This window comes from Fibrobacter sp. (assembly GCF_017545445.1).
GTDB lineage: Bacteria > Fibrobacterota > Fibrobacteria > Fibrobacterales > Fibrobacteraceae > Fibrobacter.
In genome coordinates, this window is the sequence record NZ_JAFWOM010000067.1 from 110402 (window position 1) to 126244 (window position 15843).

Here is a 15843-nt window from a genome sequence, read left to right on the forward strand (position 1 = left end):
CTATGATTGCAGTAAACGCAAGGTTTCTTACACAGCCCATCACCGGAGTCCAGCGATTCGCCCTTGAAATATCAAGAGGGTTACAATTACTTTGCAATAAAAACGAAATTAAATTTTTCGCACCGCATAACATTTTACAAGAAGCGGAAGCCAATGAGTTCGACGTAGAAATCATTGGCTCACATACTGGGCATTTGTGGGAACAGTTCGACTTGCCCCAGCATCTCAAGAAAAAAGGAAGCCCACTCCTTTTAAATTTTTGTAACACTGCACCCGTTTTTTACAGCAACAAAATCTCTACACTGCACGATATCACATACATCCGTTTTCCAAAGACCTACTCGATAGCTTTTCGCTTGTTTTATCAAGCCATCATCCCACGAGTACTTAAATCAAGCAAGCATGTTTTTACAGTCAGCGAATTTTCAAAGAAAGAAATTTGCAACTATTATCATCTTTTAGATGAAAAAATCACTGTTGTTCACAACGCTGTCAACGACAGTTTCCATCCACAGTCAAACGAAAAATTAACCAAAGAAAATTACTTGCTTGCAGTTTCATCGGTAAAGGAAAGCAAGAATTTCGAGATGATCGTGAAAGCTTTCGAAGGTGTTTCCAAAGAAATGGGCAACCTCAAGCTTTTTATTGTAGGCGATTTGAAAAGTGGAAGTTTTTCAAGCATAAACTTGGATACATTAACAAGCAACCCCAAAATAAAGTTGCTTGGGCGCGTAAGCGATGCCGAACTCGTAGAGCTTTACTCGAACGCCATCGCATTCCTGTTTCCGTCTCTGTACGAGGGATTCGGTATTCCCGTCCTAGAAGCACAAGCATGCCACTGCCCCGTGATAGCCTCCAATGCGGCATCCATGCCGGAGGTTCTCGCCAATTCTGCGGACTTAGTCCATCCGCACAACATCGATGATTGGATTCAAGCAATTTACAACCTCGTAAAAAACACAGAACACAGAAACCAATTAATAGAATCGGGCATACGCAACATCAGCCGATTTTCTTGGAATCAAAGCGCAAATAAAGTATTCAATAACATTATCGAAGGAATGCAGAAATGAGCGCCCTTGCAATAACACCTTTCGGCATCATTTACATCGTCTGCGCAATCATTGCTTTTTGCCGGTCATACCAAGCAGTCGCAGCACTTTTTGCTTTTTCCTACCTGTTTCAAACAACAGCTGTATTTTCTATCGGCAACACGGGATTCATGCCTTATCTCATTGCTCCGATACTTCTCATCATCAAGGGACTCCACCTCAAGAAAGAAGTTCCGCAAGATGTGAAGAATATACAAACAATGTCGTTCATTTTCATTGCGTTTATCATCATACAATCCTTTTTTGCAAAATACTTCTTTGAAGGGAATGTCATGGTTTATGAGCAAGGCGGCATGGAAACCGCAATTGCCAAAGGAATGGTGCCGTATCATTTTTCAATGAAACAATGCATTCAATGGATTTACCTTATGCTAAACATGGGTGGACTTATTTCCATCATAAAACACAAAAATTACTTAAAGAAAAACTTTTCAAGGAACCTGACAAAAAGATCCATCATATTCATCGTCGTTATCGGGATATGGAAATATATTGCCGATAATTTTGGAGGATGGTTCCCCGAAACATTCTTCTTCAACAACACCTCTTATGATCTTGGCAACTTATCTCAATCCGTAGGCGGAAAACTGAGATTTACCTCTCTATTTATCGAAGCCTCCATTTGCGGGTTGTTTTTGGCCGTTTTTTGGTGGAATGTTTTTTATTTAAAAATAAAGAACAAGGCCATTATTCTAACAGTTATTCTCATCTGTTTGCTGCTCACCGTAGCCTCGACAGGTTTTTTCGGCATACTCTTTGGATTCTTGATTTACCTCATAACAAAACGTAACGTAAAATTCATCATCACATTAATCGTAATGGGAGCAATCCTTTACTGGACCGCACTTCAACTAAATTTGCTGGACGTCGTTTACGACATGACCATTTATAAAACAAGTTCCGAATCAGCCGAAGTCAGAACCCAAATCATGATGTCTGGTTTAAAAATTTTTAAAGAAACGAGCGGCTGCGGTATTGGATTAGGAGCATCAAACGGCTCGGGACTTGCATTAACGCTTTTAGGACAAATCGGTATTTTAGGGTGCGCCTTGTTTATAGGCTGGCTATTCTTTATCATAAAATATTTAAAAAGAAGAAAAATAAAAATGCAATTGAGCCTTTGGGTAATTCTATTTGGCATGTGCACCTCTGTAGGATATTTATCGTTCTCTATTTTCTGGTTAGAACTCGTTATCATTTGCTGTATGCAATCTAATACCATCGACAACAAAACAACCTCGTAAAATGAAAATTCTTTTTGTTATTCGTGACATGATTATTGGTGGTGCAGGCAAGCAACTTGCATTGACTGCAAACGCATTGTTGCAAAAAGGTCATGATATCTATATTTATTCGTACTTCGGCGGCGATTGCAAACATTATTTACATCCGACCGTAACATATATCGCCCAAGACCCAGTTCCTAGCACCAAATTAAAAGAATACCTTTTCTCCGTCCCGAACATTCGTAAGCAAATGAAAAAAATAAAGCCAGATATTGCAATATCCTGGCGATGCAATGCAGGCTGTTTCACAGTGCTTGCAGCTTTAGGTTTGCCATTAAAAACAATTTTCAGCGAAAGAAGCGACCCCTATACAGAGACTTCTTTTCTTCTAAAAATTTCTGCTTTCATATGTAATTTTTCTAATGGAGGCGTATTCCAAACAGAAGCCGTACAAAAATATTATAAACGCTTAAGTTCTCGAAGCGTCGTTATTCACAACCCGTTCGACAAAAAAATTCAAAATCTTGCGCCCATTTCATTCGCAAATAGAAAAAAAGAAATCGTGCATATCGCAAGAATGATGATCGTGCAAAAACGTCAAGATGTCATGTTAAAAGCCTTCAAGATTTTTTTACAAAAGCATCCCGATTATACTTTGTCTTTTTACGGAAGTGGGCCAGATTTTGAAAAAATCCGTTCGCTAGCACAGACGCTTAATATCGAAAGCAACGTTATATTCCATGGAGATGTAGTCGATGTCGCCAATAAAATTGGAAATACAAAAATGCTAGTTCTAACGTCGGACTACGAAGGCATTCCAAACGTCATAATGGAAGCATTTGCAATGGAAGTTCCTGTAGTATCCACAGACTGTAGCCCGGGAGGCGCCCGCGTCCTCATCAATGACGGGAAAAACGGATTCATCGTTCCCGTCGGTAACGCTTCCGCCATTGCCGAAAAAATGGACCAACTCATAGAATTCGAAAAAATATCAGAAGAATTCATTTTGAACGGCAAAGAAAAATTAAAAGAGTTCAAAGCCCAGCCGATATTTGACAAATGGAATCATTTTTTAGAAGAAATAAAAAGGAGATAGAAACATGCCGGAAGAATTAATTGTTTTTACATTTCCTTTTTCGCCAATGTTAAATGTAATCCGCGACGGATGTAACTTGCCAAACGTCAAATTCATAGTAATTGAAGACAACAGAAATATTTTAGTAAGAATTCTTTCAATGTTTTTTCTTTTTTTCAAAATGCATTCATTAGCATTGTTATGCATGACGAATAAAAAAAAATATAACGAAATTCGAGATCTTTGCAAAAACACCAATCATTCCTTTTTATTCTGGAGTTCCGACTACACCAAACATTGGTACATCATAAGCAAATTATTTAAAGCCAAATCGAAATATTGCTTTTCGTGGGGGCCCGTAGAAGAAAGCAGTCACCTAAGCAGAAAAATATTTTTCATAAACAAGGCAAAAAAAATCGGCATTCGTTTTTTTACGATGAATCCATTTGATGCAAAAAAATACAACATGTATTTAACAACGCAAGTCTATAGGAAAAATTGGAACATTACACAATCCACAATCAATAGCGATTTTTTCTTCCTTGGAAAAACAAAAGGGCGCGATGTTATATTGAAACAATTAGAAGAAAATCTAAAGCAAAGGCAATATAAAGTCAATTTCCAGCTATACGAGGATTTGCCAAAGCAATTCGTGACCTTTGAAGAATATATAAGGCAAGCTGCAAGCAGCCGTTGTATCGTTGACGTCGTTGCTACAAAATACAATCAAACAGGCTTAACATTAAGACCTCTAGAAGCTTTATTCTTCAAGAAAAAATTATTAACCACTTGTAAAGATTTAAAAGAATACGATTTTTATCATCCCGACAACATATTCATCATTGACATAAACAATCCCTGTTTAGATGGCATAGAAGATTTCATGAGCAAGCCTTTTCATGAAATTGATGAATCCATTGCAAATCAGTACGACATCAACAATTGGCTCAGAACATACTTCATTAAAGAAACAAACTAATGCTTCGTATAACAAATAACACCATCATTTACGTATTATGCCCATCATACATCAAATCAGGTGGGCCAGAACTGGCACATCAGTTGGTAAAGCAAATCAATGATTTTAATGGCCACGCGGAAATCGCATACTATGACATCGATAACAAAGATTTAAAAATAAACGATTCTTTCAAATGCTATGTTGATTCATTTACCGATGCAAAGAAAATAATCGACGAGCCACAAAACATCGTCGTTGTTCCTGAAACACGTCCTGAATTTTTAAATTGGTATAAGAATGTCCAAAAATGCATCTGGTGGATGAGCGTTGACAATTATTACATGGATCATTGTTTTTTTAAATCCCTATCTACGTTTGGCTACAACGGCATTAAGCGAATCGTCAATACAATTCTTAGCGAAATTAAAGGACATCCTTATATAAGCAACAACATTTTGCACCTGTATCAAAGCGAATATGCAAAGAATTTTCTAGTAAAAAAAGAGATAACGAATATAATGCACCTTTCGGACTACCTAAATTCCAGCTATTTAAATTTGAACATCAATACAGATCGGCAAAATCAAGTCCTCTATAATCCAGTAAAAGGCTTTAAAATCACCCAAAAATTAATGGAACTCGCTCCAGATATAAAATGGATTCCATTAAAGGGAATGACGACCGAACAAGTCAAGGAAACATTACTTCATAGCAAAGTTTATATCGATTTCGGAAATCATCCTGGTAAAGACAGATTTCCAAGAGAAGCGGCCATGTGTGGATGCTGCGTAATCACAGGAAAACGCGGAAGCGCATATTTTTCGAAAGACGTCCCCATTTTGGACGAGTTCAAATTTGACGAAACGAAAGAGACGTTGACGCAAATTATCGCGAAAATACGAACGTGCTTAAACGATTTCACTTCGCAAGTTCCCAAATTCAATAACTACCGCGAATTCATAAAAGGAGAATTCCAAATTTTCCAAAACGACGTAAAAAACATATTCCTGCAAAAAGACAGCCAACTCTCCTAAAAGCCCATAAAAATGCCTCCGAAAAGCATCAAAAAGAATTATATCTACAATCTGCTCCAGCAAATCCTAGCATTTGCGACACCGTTGATTACGATACCCTATGTATCCCGAGTGTTAGGCGCAGAAGGCATAGGCATTTATAGCTATACCAATTCTATTGCTTTTTATTTTACCTTATTTGCTGCTCTCGGTACGTCAACATATGGCCAACGAGAAATTTCGTATGTCCAAGATGACAAAGAAAAAAGAACTCAAGTCTTTTGGAATACAGAAGTCCGATGTATCATAACGACATTAATTTGTTTAATCGTTTACGGCATATTCGTCTTTTTTCAAAAGCAGAATCAGTTCATTTATTTCATTCTGTCCATATCTATTATTGAAGTAGCTCTTAACATAACATGGTTGTTCATGGGCATGGAAGAGTTCGGTAAAATTGTCAAGTGCAACATTCTCGTTCGTATTCTTAATCTTATATTCATATTCACATTCGTCAAAAATAAAACCGACTTGCCAGTTTATGTATTTGGGCAAACAATCACTATGACTATAGGCTTTTTATGCCTATGGCCTTATCTCCCCAAATTTGTCGGAAAGCCTAAATTTAAAGATCTGCACCCATTCAAAGATTTTAAAGTCGTCATATCCATGTTCATACCGACAATAGCCATTTCCATATACACGGTACTTGACAAAACAATGATAGGCGTATTAACAAACAATGCCGCCGAAAATGGATTTTACGAGCAATCCATGAAAATAACCAAAATTGCACTCACTTTTGTGACGGCTTTAGGCGTTGTCATGATCCCAAGAATAGGAACTCTTTTTGCGAAAAACGAACAAAAGCAAATACAGCAATACATGTACCAAAGCTACAGATTCGTTTGTTTTCTCGGGATTCCTTTTTGCTTAGGCATTATCGGAACTTCGTCAAATTTTGTTCCATGGTTCTTCGGGGCCGGCTTTGATAAAGTTATCCCAGTACTCAACACATTATCTTTTGTAATTGTAGTCATTGCCATCAGCAATGTCACCGGCATCCAATATTTAGTACCAACCAAAAGGCAGAATTTGTTGACATTAAGCGTTCTTGTCGGAGCCGTAATCAATTTCATATGCAATCTAATAGCCATACCGAGTTATGGAGCTATTGGAGCAGCATTTGCCTCTATCGGAGCAGAAACCGCTGTTACTATAACGCAATTAGTCATCGTCCGCAAAGAAATCTCTTTCTGGAAAATTTTAAAAAATTCAGTAAAATACATAATAGCGGGACTCGTCATGTTAGCTTCACTTTGTTTTTTAAAGCAACATTTAACGAACACGATTATTAGCACAACAATACTAATCTCTTCAGGAGCCATTATTTATATTGGCCTATTATTCATTCTACAAGACGATTTTTTATTGGAAAACGCAAATAAGCTAAAAAGAAAACTGCTAAAAAAACGTTAGTTCAAGAATTGTCACAAATTTATTTCTCATTTAATTGAGAATCAATCCATTTCGTTCTTTCTTTTATCCAATTTTTCAAATCATTTACAGCTTCATCATACGATTCATAGGAATTGCGGAGCCAACGTTTTGACACACCCAAAATATCCCATCGTTTAAAATTATTACGTGCAGCAGACTTCAGTTTTAAAGAAACATCGTCTATTGAATCAAGTACAGATTCAAACAAATGGTGATTCTCTTTCCATTTTTTTACTGTGTTTATTTCATACAAAGAATCCCTGAACAGATAATAATTCCAATAATTACGGACATGCCATTTTTCAGTTAAATTAAAATCTTCATAAGAATGATTTCCATAAGCCAAATCAAAATCCCACACAGGCCCCATTTTTATTTTTTCGCCCTGAATCCATGAAAAATATACGCTTGTTGTAAAATACCCATCTGGATTTTTTGTAAATTCCTGGACCCAGTAATGCTTTATACTTTCATCAATATCGATCCAATCATCTAATTTGTTGACTCCTGTAGTTTTAACAGTCTTCAAATACTTTTCAAAATTTTCAACATGCTTAAGCACCGTTTTCAAGACGCTATCATTCGCGTCCTTTGGATCATGCACCCTAAAAGCCCTTCCTTTTCCATCATCCGTTATAACATCTGAAAAAAAGACCTGCTCATAATTTCTGTATTTTGCATCGAATTCTACAATATAAGAGCTATCATCCTTAGGAATATTCACCCGATTCTTCGCGATTTTGATGGACTCCGCAAGCAGATATACACCTAGATATTCTCCATTCAAATACAGTTCTGCAAATTCACAACGCGGGGCATAATAAGCTTCTAGCGCACCGGACAAACGATATGCAATGTAATTCCGCATCAAAGATTTATCTGCATAATTCGCAATAAGAACCCAATCCTTATCTTTGGGCATGCCAAACATAGACTGTTTTTTTTCAAACTCAATCTTATAGCTTTTTTTGGGCATTTCATTCCAGCTTGTGTTGCCTCGCCCACGAATAGTCAAATTCAATATTTCACTTTCATTAGTCGAATCGCCCCATATTTGCATTTTCGCAGGAATCTCAGTTTCGCGATCTTTTATCTGTTGCCGATATTCAGTCTCAATCACGATTCGTGAAATTCCTGCATAAGGATACTCCTTATCATCAGGCTTAAAAGATTCGGGATAATCTCTTGACAACGAAGATTGTTCATTAATAGACTCATCCGCATCAAAGCTATCACCACATGCAGCAAAAAAGATCATGACAAGAGCTAGGCATAAAAACTGCATGTACGTAATCAAAGGCATACTTTAAGACTTCAAAAATTCAAGTATTCTTGAACGATAGTCTGGAGCTTCGTCGTATGCGGCATGGCCATAATTTTCATAAATGTAAAGCTCAGTCGGGACTCCATTTTGCTTTAGCGTTTCTGCAATTTCCCTTGATGCGATTACGCCTAAAGTTTGGTCGAGTTCCGCGCCCAGAACAAACGTCGGGCATTTGATTTTGGAAAGGCCGTCGTACGCTTCGAATTCAAGGCAAGTCCGGGCCAAGATGCTAAAACGCTTCATGTCCTGTTCGGTCGCATTCGAGTTCATGTACATCAAAGTTTTTTTGTACTTGCGGATGGTCTTTTCCGAAAAAACTTTATCTATAAAATTCGAGCAAAGTGCTTCGACATCGCCTGATTCTGCCAAGCGTTTCCATTCCGTCATCACCGCACGGGACATATCGTTCAATCGAGACGCACTGCAACCGAGCACCAAGCGTTCGACCTTTTGCGGGAACAGTTCTGCGATAAGCTGAGCGATCATGCCGCCTTGCGATATTCCAATGAAACAAGCAGACTTAAGGCCCAGAGCGTCCATGGCTTCGGCTGTGTCTATAGCCATTTGGTCCATGGGGTACGACTCGCCGAAATCTTTCTTGCGGTCGAATAGATAAACGGTAAAATCTTCCTTGAATATTTTATATGAATCAGCCACTAACGATGCGATGCTCATGGTGCTCTTAAGGCTCATGCCCGGCAGTAAAACAAGCGGACGCGAACCGGTACCAAATTTGGCATAATCCATTTCAAAATTTTCAGTCTTGACGGTATGTACTAAATCTTGTTCCATAATCAAAAGATACTATAATTTTAAAGTTTTCAAATATGTTTTTTGTTCATCGGTGATGCGATAGCTCTCAACCGCTTTTTGAATCGTCTTGTTGTGCGTCCATGGGGCAAGCACATGTTTTTCAATGAACGGCAGCGTCGCTTCGTACTGCTTGGCTAGAGCTGTTGCAAAGAACCAAGCCACCATCATGTTGAGGTAGTATTCCTCGCTGCGAATTTTAGAGACCCACTTCAAGAATTTTGGATTGAAGTTTTCATCTAAAAAGAACGACATCAACGTTTCAATGCCGAAACGAACCGTATAGACATTGGTCACCGGCGCATTGATCCAACGTTCGACATCTTTCAATAGTCGCTCACGATATTGTTTTTTCGCAAACACCTTCGGACGCATCTGGTCGCAAGTCGCCCAGTTGTCGATGAACGGTAAAAAAGCGTCAATATGCGATACACAATCATCGTAATCTTTAATCAAGGATAAAATAAAAGCATGAACTTGATTTTCGTCGTAGTACTCATGCGGGAGCATTGAAAGGAATTTTTCTATATCAGGATGACTTGCAATTTTTTTTGCAATCGAGCGCAAGTCCGGAGTGCGTACGCCGATGATGGACTTTTCATCTGTTGTTGGGATCAGCTTGCTATGAAATTCCTTGAATTTCAAGTCTTGCTTTGCAAAAAGTTCTTTTTGAATTTCGTTAATGATGGTCATTTTTCTCATTTGATATAGAATCCAACACCCCCGTTAAAAGCCCAATACGATCCAGAAAAACCGCCGAACATATTGACAGCCCCTAACCGGAACTCTAGATATTTATTGATTCGCATCCCTAGCATAATATATTGCGTTACCACTAAAGGATAATCAAAATTGGCATTTAATTTGTCTCCGTCCCAATCCTCACCGTACGATGGATGTGGCCTATAAACATTTATAGAATAGCTTATTGATACAGGATCTATATATGCACTGGCAAAACCGCCATATGTAAAATGCAACTCCATGTCAGAATTTTTGGTAAAAGAACCAGCAACGAGTTCCTCTTTTGAGGTCCATGCATATTTTACACAATTATACTCTGTGCCCGAATACTCAAAATTGCGGGCATGTAGCCAAATTCCAAGAGCAAAGCCGATTTCAAAATGTTCCGAATTAAATCCGAATAAAAAATTTCCATCTCCGCCGTTATCGATGCCCACATTTACGCCCCATAGCATATTTTCCATTTTCCGAATGAAGTCAAAGGAACCTGTTACAATAGGGAAGTTGATGGTATAGGCACCATTTACATTTTCTTGTATTGTGTCTATATTAAAACCATTGCAATTGACAATGTCTTTGCAATTTCCAACCTTGTTAACAATGCCGGAAAGTCTTTTCTTTTTATCGCTTCCGGGATGAACGTTTGCGGATAAACGCATTGTCGATTTGTGAGGTTCCAAATAACCGCCTGCGCCCCGTAGTTCATGCGCAGCCGCAACTTCCATATCGAAAGTTTCTACATGTCCGTAACTCCCCGTTATGGTGCAACCAGAGAGAAAGAATAAAATCAAGACGAAAAACAGCACAAATAAATTTTTCATATGTTACGTTCTGATACTAGCTTCTTCGAACTCTTTTAACTGCAATTCTTGAATCATGGTTTCGAGACTGCATAAATCATAGTCTCCATAAACTCTATCCGCCGTTTGCAGTTTGCGTCCATTTTTCCCATTTTCAACTTTTTCTTGAAACACTTTTTTGGCAAGCCGCCACTTCGCTAAAAAATTCTTGGCAACGGCAGTCATATCTTCAATGAAGAAATTATTTACAACATGCACGTAATCCGAAGACGGTCTGCACTTGATGTCATGAATTTCTTTTTTACAGCATGGACAAAGAGCCGAGGCGACGCAAGAACCCGAAGATGGAGAATCAACAAATTTATAAACAACCGCAGTTGCCCCACAATCACACTCGACTGTGAACTGTTCACAGTTCCAAATTTTCAAAAGCGTAGCTAGCCTCAAATTGATAGAAACTGGCGCGCCGCAAAAATTAAACTCGCAACTCGTCCGCACTTTGACGGAATCCTCAAAAATATAATGCACATCGATATTGGCATAACGAGGTGTCGCAAAAATTTCATCCTTATGCCTGACAAGCATGCCAAGAGTTTCGAGCAACAGTTTGCGTTTGCGAGCAAAACGTTTCTCACGCAAATTGAGAAGTTCCTTTTGTTCCTCTTCTTCTTGCTTTATGGCTTCCGCAATTAAAGGCATGCCCTCTTGCGTGGGCATACCTGATTGAACAAATGATTTACGGGCATTTAGAGACATAAAGAACTCCTTGGCGCAGCTTTTTTACTGACATCCATGCTATAAATATACGTGTAATTTTTAAAATAGTACACATTCGAAGGGAAAAATAAGATTAGGTTTTGTAAGTTCACAGCCTAACCAAAAGATTTTTCTGCATTTTGTAGCATTAATCGCTAAAATAACCGCGTAGATTGTAAACCAAGTTGACCGAAATCCGACTAGCGTCAGAAAAAGACTGGCCCAAAGTCCAATCGTAGCGCAACATCAAGGACAGCCAATGAGACTTGGAACTAGACGCTAAGAGGTTATACCCGATATCGCCACCCATGAACCAGCCTTTATACGATCTATCATACGCGCCTCCCCAAACAAAATCAATAAAGACGCCTTTACGCTGCGAGAACCTGTGGACCGATTCAAACGCCCATCTAGATTGGGTCTGGCCCATAGTACCCGCATAGTCCAGCTCCCAAAGCCAAGAATGATAATCCGAAAAACCCCACACCAAGGCAAAGCGCAAATTCGGATACCATTTGCCATAAAGGTCCTTGCCACCAGCCGCCACTTCTAATCCGCCATAATCAGAAAGATAGCATAACAGATCAACGAAAAGACCGGCAAAGAATCCATCGACAGAACTTGCAGATTGCGTGGCACGGCACCTCGCCTCATGGGTATTTGAGTAATCCAACACTTCGGTATCAGGGCGGTCGGGCTCCACCTCCTGATCCATAACCAGACATGTCAACGAATAAACAACAGATTGTATGTTGTCGTTCTGCGAGAACTTTTTATGAACTCCCTTGACAACCTTGGAACCATGCAAGCGCACCATCCCCACCCAATAATAATCTTTCAATTTTATCAAGAACATCTGAAGCTTAATCTTATAGCTGTCATCAGAAAGCTGATACCCAAGCACCTCAAGAGCCTTTTCCGCTCTTTGGGTTGCAAGATTCGCCTTACGATCTTCAACATCTACAATCACGGGATCCATGAAAAATACTTCGGACGGTTTTTCGCCCTTGTAAATCTTGGGAGCGTATCCGAAAGATTTCGTAAGCATCGTTTCCACCGCATCGTCAACGTCATCCACTTCCGCAACCACGGCAGAATCAGTTTCAATTTGGCCATCCGCCAGAAACTTTTTCATTTGTATTTGATGCATCACAAGGTTAGATGACGAAAAAGAAACTCCAACGTTTTCAACATTATGACTGGGAACATACCCCAATTCCGCCAAATAGACCGTCGCCATAGCCCGGAGTTTCTTCGACGAAAGGTCCCGCGGGCCACGGCTTTCACCTTCAATAACTTGCACGCTCGCAGCACCAACATACGCAACGAAGAATATAAGCAAAGTAAAAACACGTAAAAATAAAGACATGAGACAAATGTAGAAAAACGCTAACGTTGTAATAGCGAGTTTTTAATGTCTCGCATCGTCAATACTAGCTGAGTCTAGATATAAAATTTTTGATTACCCTACACTAGTGTCCACTAAAAATTTAACATAAAAAGAGATTGTCAAAAAGGTCGAGGGTTTCATCCTCGACTTTTTCTTGTTTTTCGGTATTTCTTGCAGTCAGAAGTTCCTTAAGTGGGGCTTTATCGGTCAGCGAAATTCCTAGAATCATCAATAAATCCACTTGATGAATCCGCAGCACCATGAACGAGAATCACATTGTACTTTGCCACTGATTCCATCGGTTGCGAAGGATGCGCAACAGAAGCAGAATACAGACTTAGAAGAACTAGAGCTAAAAGAAAATGTTTCATTATCTTCCTCCTATCACATATAAATCTTCAGCATTATAGAACACTTCTTTTCCAGAAGAATCCATAAATGTGGATATATTCATCCAAATTTCAGGAAATTGATTATCAAATTTTCTATTAATAGACACCCCCTTTAAATAAATTTGGGGATTTGAAAACAAGTGCGATTTCGAATTCATCGAATTCAAATAAACCTGCGCAACAGACCCATTCCATTTAACGGCCCCCTCAAAATAATCGCCAACATAAGCATCATGTTTTTTCAGATTTAAGGAGTCCATCAGTACACCATCTATAAAAAGCCAAACCATTTCATCTCCAAAATTTGTTTTTTTCAACCCAGCAAGCATCCCATCTAAATAAACAACATCCTCGCAATCTTTAAGCCAAGTGTAATCCCCTTCTGTCAAGAGTTCGTTCACATTCCCAGTCGCCGTATCCAAAATCGCATATTCACACCCCTTGGCTCCAATCAACAAAACATTACCATTTGCCCAAGGTCTAAAACGAGTGTAATTGAAACCGTCATATCCACTACAAGGACTACTCCATTTCAATTTTTTTGTCAATTTCGGTTGTTCACCTATTTTCCAAAAGCCAAATTCGCTATAATCGTTCTTAAGAAAAATAACCATCGAATCTCTATAAAATCCACTCATAAACGCAACAACAAGATTTGAAGTATCTCCCCAATAAATCGATTGTTTTTTTCTGTAATTAGCAAGAAATAGCCCATAATTTTCGCACCCCCCGTTACAACCCCCATATCCCATCGGACCAGAACCTTCATGGCATGTACTATACGAACGACAGTTATATAGTAAAACCAACGAATCATCCACAAGAGAAACTACTCTAGGAGCAGACCGCCCTTCCCACTTAAAATTCACGTCATCCCCACACCCCCACATGCCAACGCAAGCAAACACAGCTATTACAACAACAAATAGCCTTTTAACGTCAGCCATCATAAAGGAGACCTCCTTTGCCACCAATCCAAAACCAGAAACGGCTCTAAATTACGTGACGAAAATTACATACAAATGTACTCTATTTTTTGTACAAAATCAAGAGCAAATTTACGAATAAAAAAAATTACAAATAAATTTAATATTTTTCATTAATATGTAAAAAAAATGCATTACAAGAGGTTTTATAGGGCCGGTTTATACAAAAAAAACGCTCACTCATGCTTGAGTGGGCGTGATTATAAGGGTTGGGTCGGGGCTGAAGCGAGGGGGAGACCACCCCCTCCATACACAAAAAAGACCGCAGCATTTTATTGCTACGGTCTTTAATGTTCTGGATCCTTCGTGCTTACGCACTCAGGATGACGTTCGCTTTAAATCTCTTCGATGCTTGCGTGGTATTCCTGCAGGCTCTTCACGGCACCATGGCCATTACGAGCTGCCGCGATGCCCTTCACGGTGTTGTAGGCACCGGCGAGGGTCGTGATGTAGGGAACCTTGTACTTGATGGCGGCCTTGCGGATGGCGCTTTCGTCCTTGATGGCGTCGCGCTTTGCCCACGGCGTGTTGATGATGAGGTTCACCTGCTTGTTCAGGATGATGTCGAGGACGTTCGGGCGACCTTCAGCAATCTTGTTCACCACTTCGCACTTGACGCCGGCCTTCTCGTAGAACTTGGCGGTGCCTTCGGTTGCGTAAATCTTGAAGCCGAGTTTCTGGAATTCCTTGCCGATTTCGATGGCCTGTTCAGACAAGTTAACCTTGTCGGAAAGGCTAATCAGCACGGCACCTTCGTTCGGGAGGAAGGAACCTGCGGCTTCCTGGCTCTTGTAGTAAGCGAGGGCGTAGTCGTCGGAGAGGCCGAGCACTTCGCCAGTGGAGCGCATTTCGGGGCCGAGAACCGGGTCCACCTTCGGGAACTTGTCGAAGGGGAACACGGCTTCCTTGGCACCGTGGTGGTTGAACTTCTTATCCTTGAGCTTGAGGTCTTCGAGCTTCGCACCGAGCATCAGGCGGGTCGCGAGGCGGGCCATCTGGGTGTTGCAAACCTTGGAGACCAGCGGCACCGTGCGGGATGCACGCGGGTTCGCTTCGAGCACGAACACCTTGCCGTCTTCGATGGCGTACTGCATGTTCATAAGGCCGCAAACGTGGAGGGCTTCAGCAATCTTCCTGGTGTAATCCTTGATGGTTGCCAAGTTTTCCTTCGTGATGGTCACCGGCGGGATAATGCAAGCGGAGTCACCGGAGTGAACACCGGCAAGTTCGACGTGTTCCATCACGGACGGGATGTAAACATGTTCGCCGTCAGAGAGGGCATCGGCTTCGCATTCGAGAGCGTTGTGGAGGAAGCGGTCGATGAGGAGCGGACGATCCGGGGTCACGCCGACAGCCTTGGCAACGTATTCGCGGAGCATGTTTTCATCGTAGATGACTTCCATGCCGCGGCCGCCAAGCACGAAGCTCGGGCGGATCATCACCGGGTAGCCACCGATCTGCTTGACGCAAGCGAGTGCTTCGTCGATGTTCGTGGCCATGCCGCTTTCCGGCATCGGAATGCCGAGCTGGTCCATCATCTTGCGGAACAGGTCGCGGTCTTCAGCGATATCGATGGAGTCGATGCTCGTACCGAGAATCTTGACACCTTCGTCGCTCAATGCGCGGGCGATGTTCAGCGGAGTCTGACCACCGAACTGCACGATCACGCCAGCCGGCTTTTCCTTGTGGTAAATCTGGAGCACGTCTTCCAAAGAAACCGGTTCGAAGTACAGCTTGTCGGAAGTATCGTAGTC

At 40.5% G+C, this 15843-nt stretch carries 15 protein-coding genes; 6 read left to right on the forward strand and 9 right to left on the reverse strand.

Translation table 11 applies throughout. The annotated features are described in order from the left end of the window. Positions 1 to 2 precede the first annotated feature (2 nt). The 6 genes from IKG78_RS07625 to IKG78_RS07650 all read left to right on the forward strand — a co-directional run bounded on the left by IKG78_RS07625 (position 3) and on the right by IKG78_RS07650 (position 6866). A complete protein-coding gene (locus tag IKG78_RS07625) occupies positions 3 to 1073 on the forward strand; it encodes a glycosyltransferase family 1 protein (protein WP_290941823.1) in 1071 nt (356 codons plus the stop codon). Positions 1074 to 1312: 239 nt separating this feature from the next. Beyond that, the gene (locus IKG78_RS07630; RefSeq protein ID WP_290941824.1) at positions 1313 to 2356 is read left to right on the forward strand and encodes a hypothetical protein; all 1044 of its coding nucleotides are present in this window, start codon (positions 1313 to 1315) and stop codon (positions 2354 to 2356) included. 1 nt (position 2357) lies between these two features. After that, the gene (locus IKG78_RS07635) at positions 2358 to 3434 is read left to right on the forward strand and encodes a glycosyltransferase (RefSeq protein ID WP_290941828.1); all 1077 of its coding nucleotides are present in this window, start codon (positions 2358 to 2360) and stop codon (positions 3432 to 3434) included. 4 nt (positions 3435 to 3438) lie between these two features. Further along, a complete protein-coding gene (locus IKG78_RS07640; RefSeq protein ID WP_290941831.1) occupies positions 3439 to 4392 on the forward strand; it encodes a hypothetical protein in 954 nt (317 codons plus the stop codon). Continuing rightward, positions 4392 to 5408 carry a hypothetical protein gene (locus IKG78_RS07645; protein WP_290941838.1) on the forward strand — a complete coding sequence of 339 codons (1017 nt, stop codon included), beginning with the start codon at positions 4392 to 4394 and terminating at the stop codon, positions 5406 to 5408. The genes IKG78_RS07640 and IKG78_RS07645 overlap by 1 nt, the downstream gene beginning before the upstream one ends. Positions 5409 to 5420: 12 nt before the next feature. Then, positions 5421 to 6866: a flippase gene (locus IKG78_RS07650; RefSeq protein ID WP_290941841.1), complete on the forward strand. Its 1446-nt coding sequence runs from the start codon at positions 5421 to 5423 to the stop codon at positions 6864 to 6866. A 19-nt stretch (positions 6867 to 6885) separates the two neighbouring features. On the opposite strand, the gene IKG78_RS07655 is transcribed toward IKG78_RS07650, so the two are convergent. The 9 genes from IKG78_RS07655 to IKG78_RS07695 form a co-directional block, all read right to left on the reverse strand. After that, on the reverse strand, positions 6886 to 8190 hold the full coding sequence (locus tag IKG78_RS07655) for a CotH kinase family protein (protein ID WP_290941843.1): 1305 nt from the start codon (positions 8188 to 8190) through the stop codon (positions 6886 to 6888). Positions 8191 to 8193: 3 nt separating this feature from the next. After that, on the reverse strand, positions 8194 to 9003 hold the full coding sequence (locus IKG78_RS07660; RefSeq protein WP_290941845.1) for an alpha/beta hydrolase: 810 nt from the start codon (positions 9001 to 9003) through the stop codon (positions 8194 to 8196). Positions 9004 to 9015: 12 nt separating this feature from the next. Continuing rightward, complete coding sequence (locus IKG78_RS07665; protein WP_366075014.1) at positions 9016 to 9714, reverse strand: DNA alkylation repair protein; 699 nt, start codon at positions 9712 to 9714, stop codon at positions 9016 to 9018. A gap of 5 nt (positions 9715 to 9719) precedes the next feature. After that, on the reverse strand, positions 9720 to 10586 hold the full coding sequence (locus IKG78_RS07670; RefSeq protein ID WP_290941852.1) for a hypothetical protein: 867 nt from the start codon (positions 10584 to 10586) through the stop codon (positions 9720 to 9722). A 3-nt stretch (positions 10587 to 10589) separates the two neighbouring features. After that, the gene (locus tag IKG78_RS07675; RefSeq protein WP_290941854.1) at positions 10590 to 11321 is read right to left on the reverse strand and encodes a hypothetical protein; all 732 of its coding nucleotides are present in this window, start codon (positions 11319 to 11321) and stop codon (positions 10590 to 10592) included. 148 nt (positions 11322 to 11469) lie between these two features. Next, a complete protein-coding gene (locus IKG78_RS07680; protein WP_290941857.1) occupies positions 11470 to 12663 on the reverse strand; it encodes a hypothetical protein in 1194 nt (397 codons plus the stop codon). A 248-nt stretch (positions 12664 to 12911) separates the two neighbouring features. Further along, positions 12912 to 13082, reverse strand: coding sequence for a hypothetical protein (locus IKG78_RS07685; RefSeq protein WP_290941859.1), 171 nt, complete (start codon positions 13080 to 13082; stop codon positions 12912 to 12914). Next, positions 13082 to 14053, reverse strand: a complete 972-nt coding sequence (locus IKG78_RS07690; protein ID WP_290941862.1) for a hypothetical protein — start codon at positions 14051 to 14053, stop codon at positions 13082 to 13084. The genes IKG78_RS07685 and IKG78_RS07690 overlap by 1 nt, the downstream gene beginning before the upstream one ends. 371 nt (positions 14054 to 14424) lie before the next feature. After that, the coding region (locus IKG78_RS07695) for an ATP-grasp domain-containing protein (protein WP_290941864.1) at positions 14425 to 15843 on the reverse strand (1419 nt) is incomplete at its 5' end.

What these genes read in the sequence shown, in the direction of transcription:
- IKG78_RS07625 (WP_290941823.1), top strand. Translation starts at nt 3, where the DNA reads ATGATTGCAGTAAACGCAAGGTTTCTTACACAGCCCATCACCGGAGTC.
- IKG78_RS07630 (WP_290941824.1), top strand. Translation starts at nt 1,313, where the DNA reads ATGTCGTTCATTTTCATTGCGTTTATCATCATACAATCCTTTTTTGCA.
- IKG78_RS07635 (WP_290941828.1), top strand. Translation starts at nt 2,358, where the DNA reads ATGAAAATTCTTTTTGTTATTCGTGACATGATTATTGGTGGTGCAGGC.
- IKG78_RS07640 (WP_290941831.1), top strand. Translation starts at nt 3,439, where the DNA reads ATGCCGGAAGAATTAATTGTTTTTACATTTCCTTTTTCGCCAATGTTA.
- IKG78_RS07645 (WP_290941838.1), top strand. Translation starts at nt 4,392, where the DNA reads ATGCTTCGTATAACAAATAACACCATCATTTACGTATTATGCCCATCA.
- IKG78_RS07650 (WP_290941841.1), top strand. Translation starts at nt 5,421, where the DNA reads ATGCCTCCGAAAAGCATCAAAAAGAATTATATCTACAATCTGCTCCAG.
- IKG78_RS07655 (WP_290941843.1), bottom strand. Translation starts at nt 8,190, where the DNA reads ATGCCTTTGATTACGTACATGCAGTTTTTATGCCTAGCTCTTGTCATG.
- IKG78_RS07660 (WP_290941845.1), bottom strand. Translation starts at nt 9,003, where the DNA reads ATGGAACAAGATTTAGTACATACCGTCAAGACTGAAAATTTTGAAATG.
- IKG78_RS07665 (WP_366075014.1), bottom strand. Translation starts at nt 9,714, where the DNA reads ATGACCATCATTAACGAAATTCAAAAAGAACTTTTTGCAAAGCAAGAC.
- IKG78_RS07670 (WP_290941852.1), bottom strand. Translation starts at nt 10,586, where the DNA reads ATGAAAAATTTATTTGTGCTGTTTTTCGTCTTGATTTTATTCTTTCTC.
- IKG78_RS07675 (WP_290941854.1), bottom strand. Translation starts at nt 11,321, where the DNA reads ATGTCTCTAAATGCCCGTAAATCATTTGTTCAATCAGGTATGCCCACG.
- IKG78_RS07685 (WP_290941859.1), bottom strand. Translation starts at nt 13,082, where the DNA reads ATGAAACATTTTCTTTTAGCTCTAGTTCTTCTAAGTCTGTATTCTGCT.
- IKG78_RS07690 (WP_290941862.1), bottom strand. Translation starts at nt 14,053, where the DNA reads ATGATGGCTGACGTTAAAAGGCTATTTGTTGTTGTAATAGCTGTGTTT.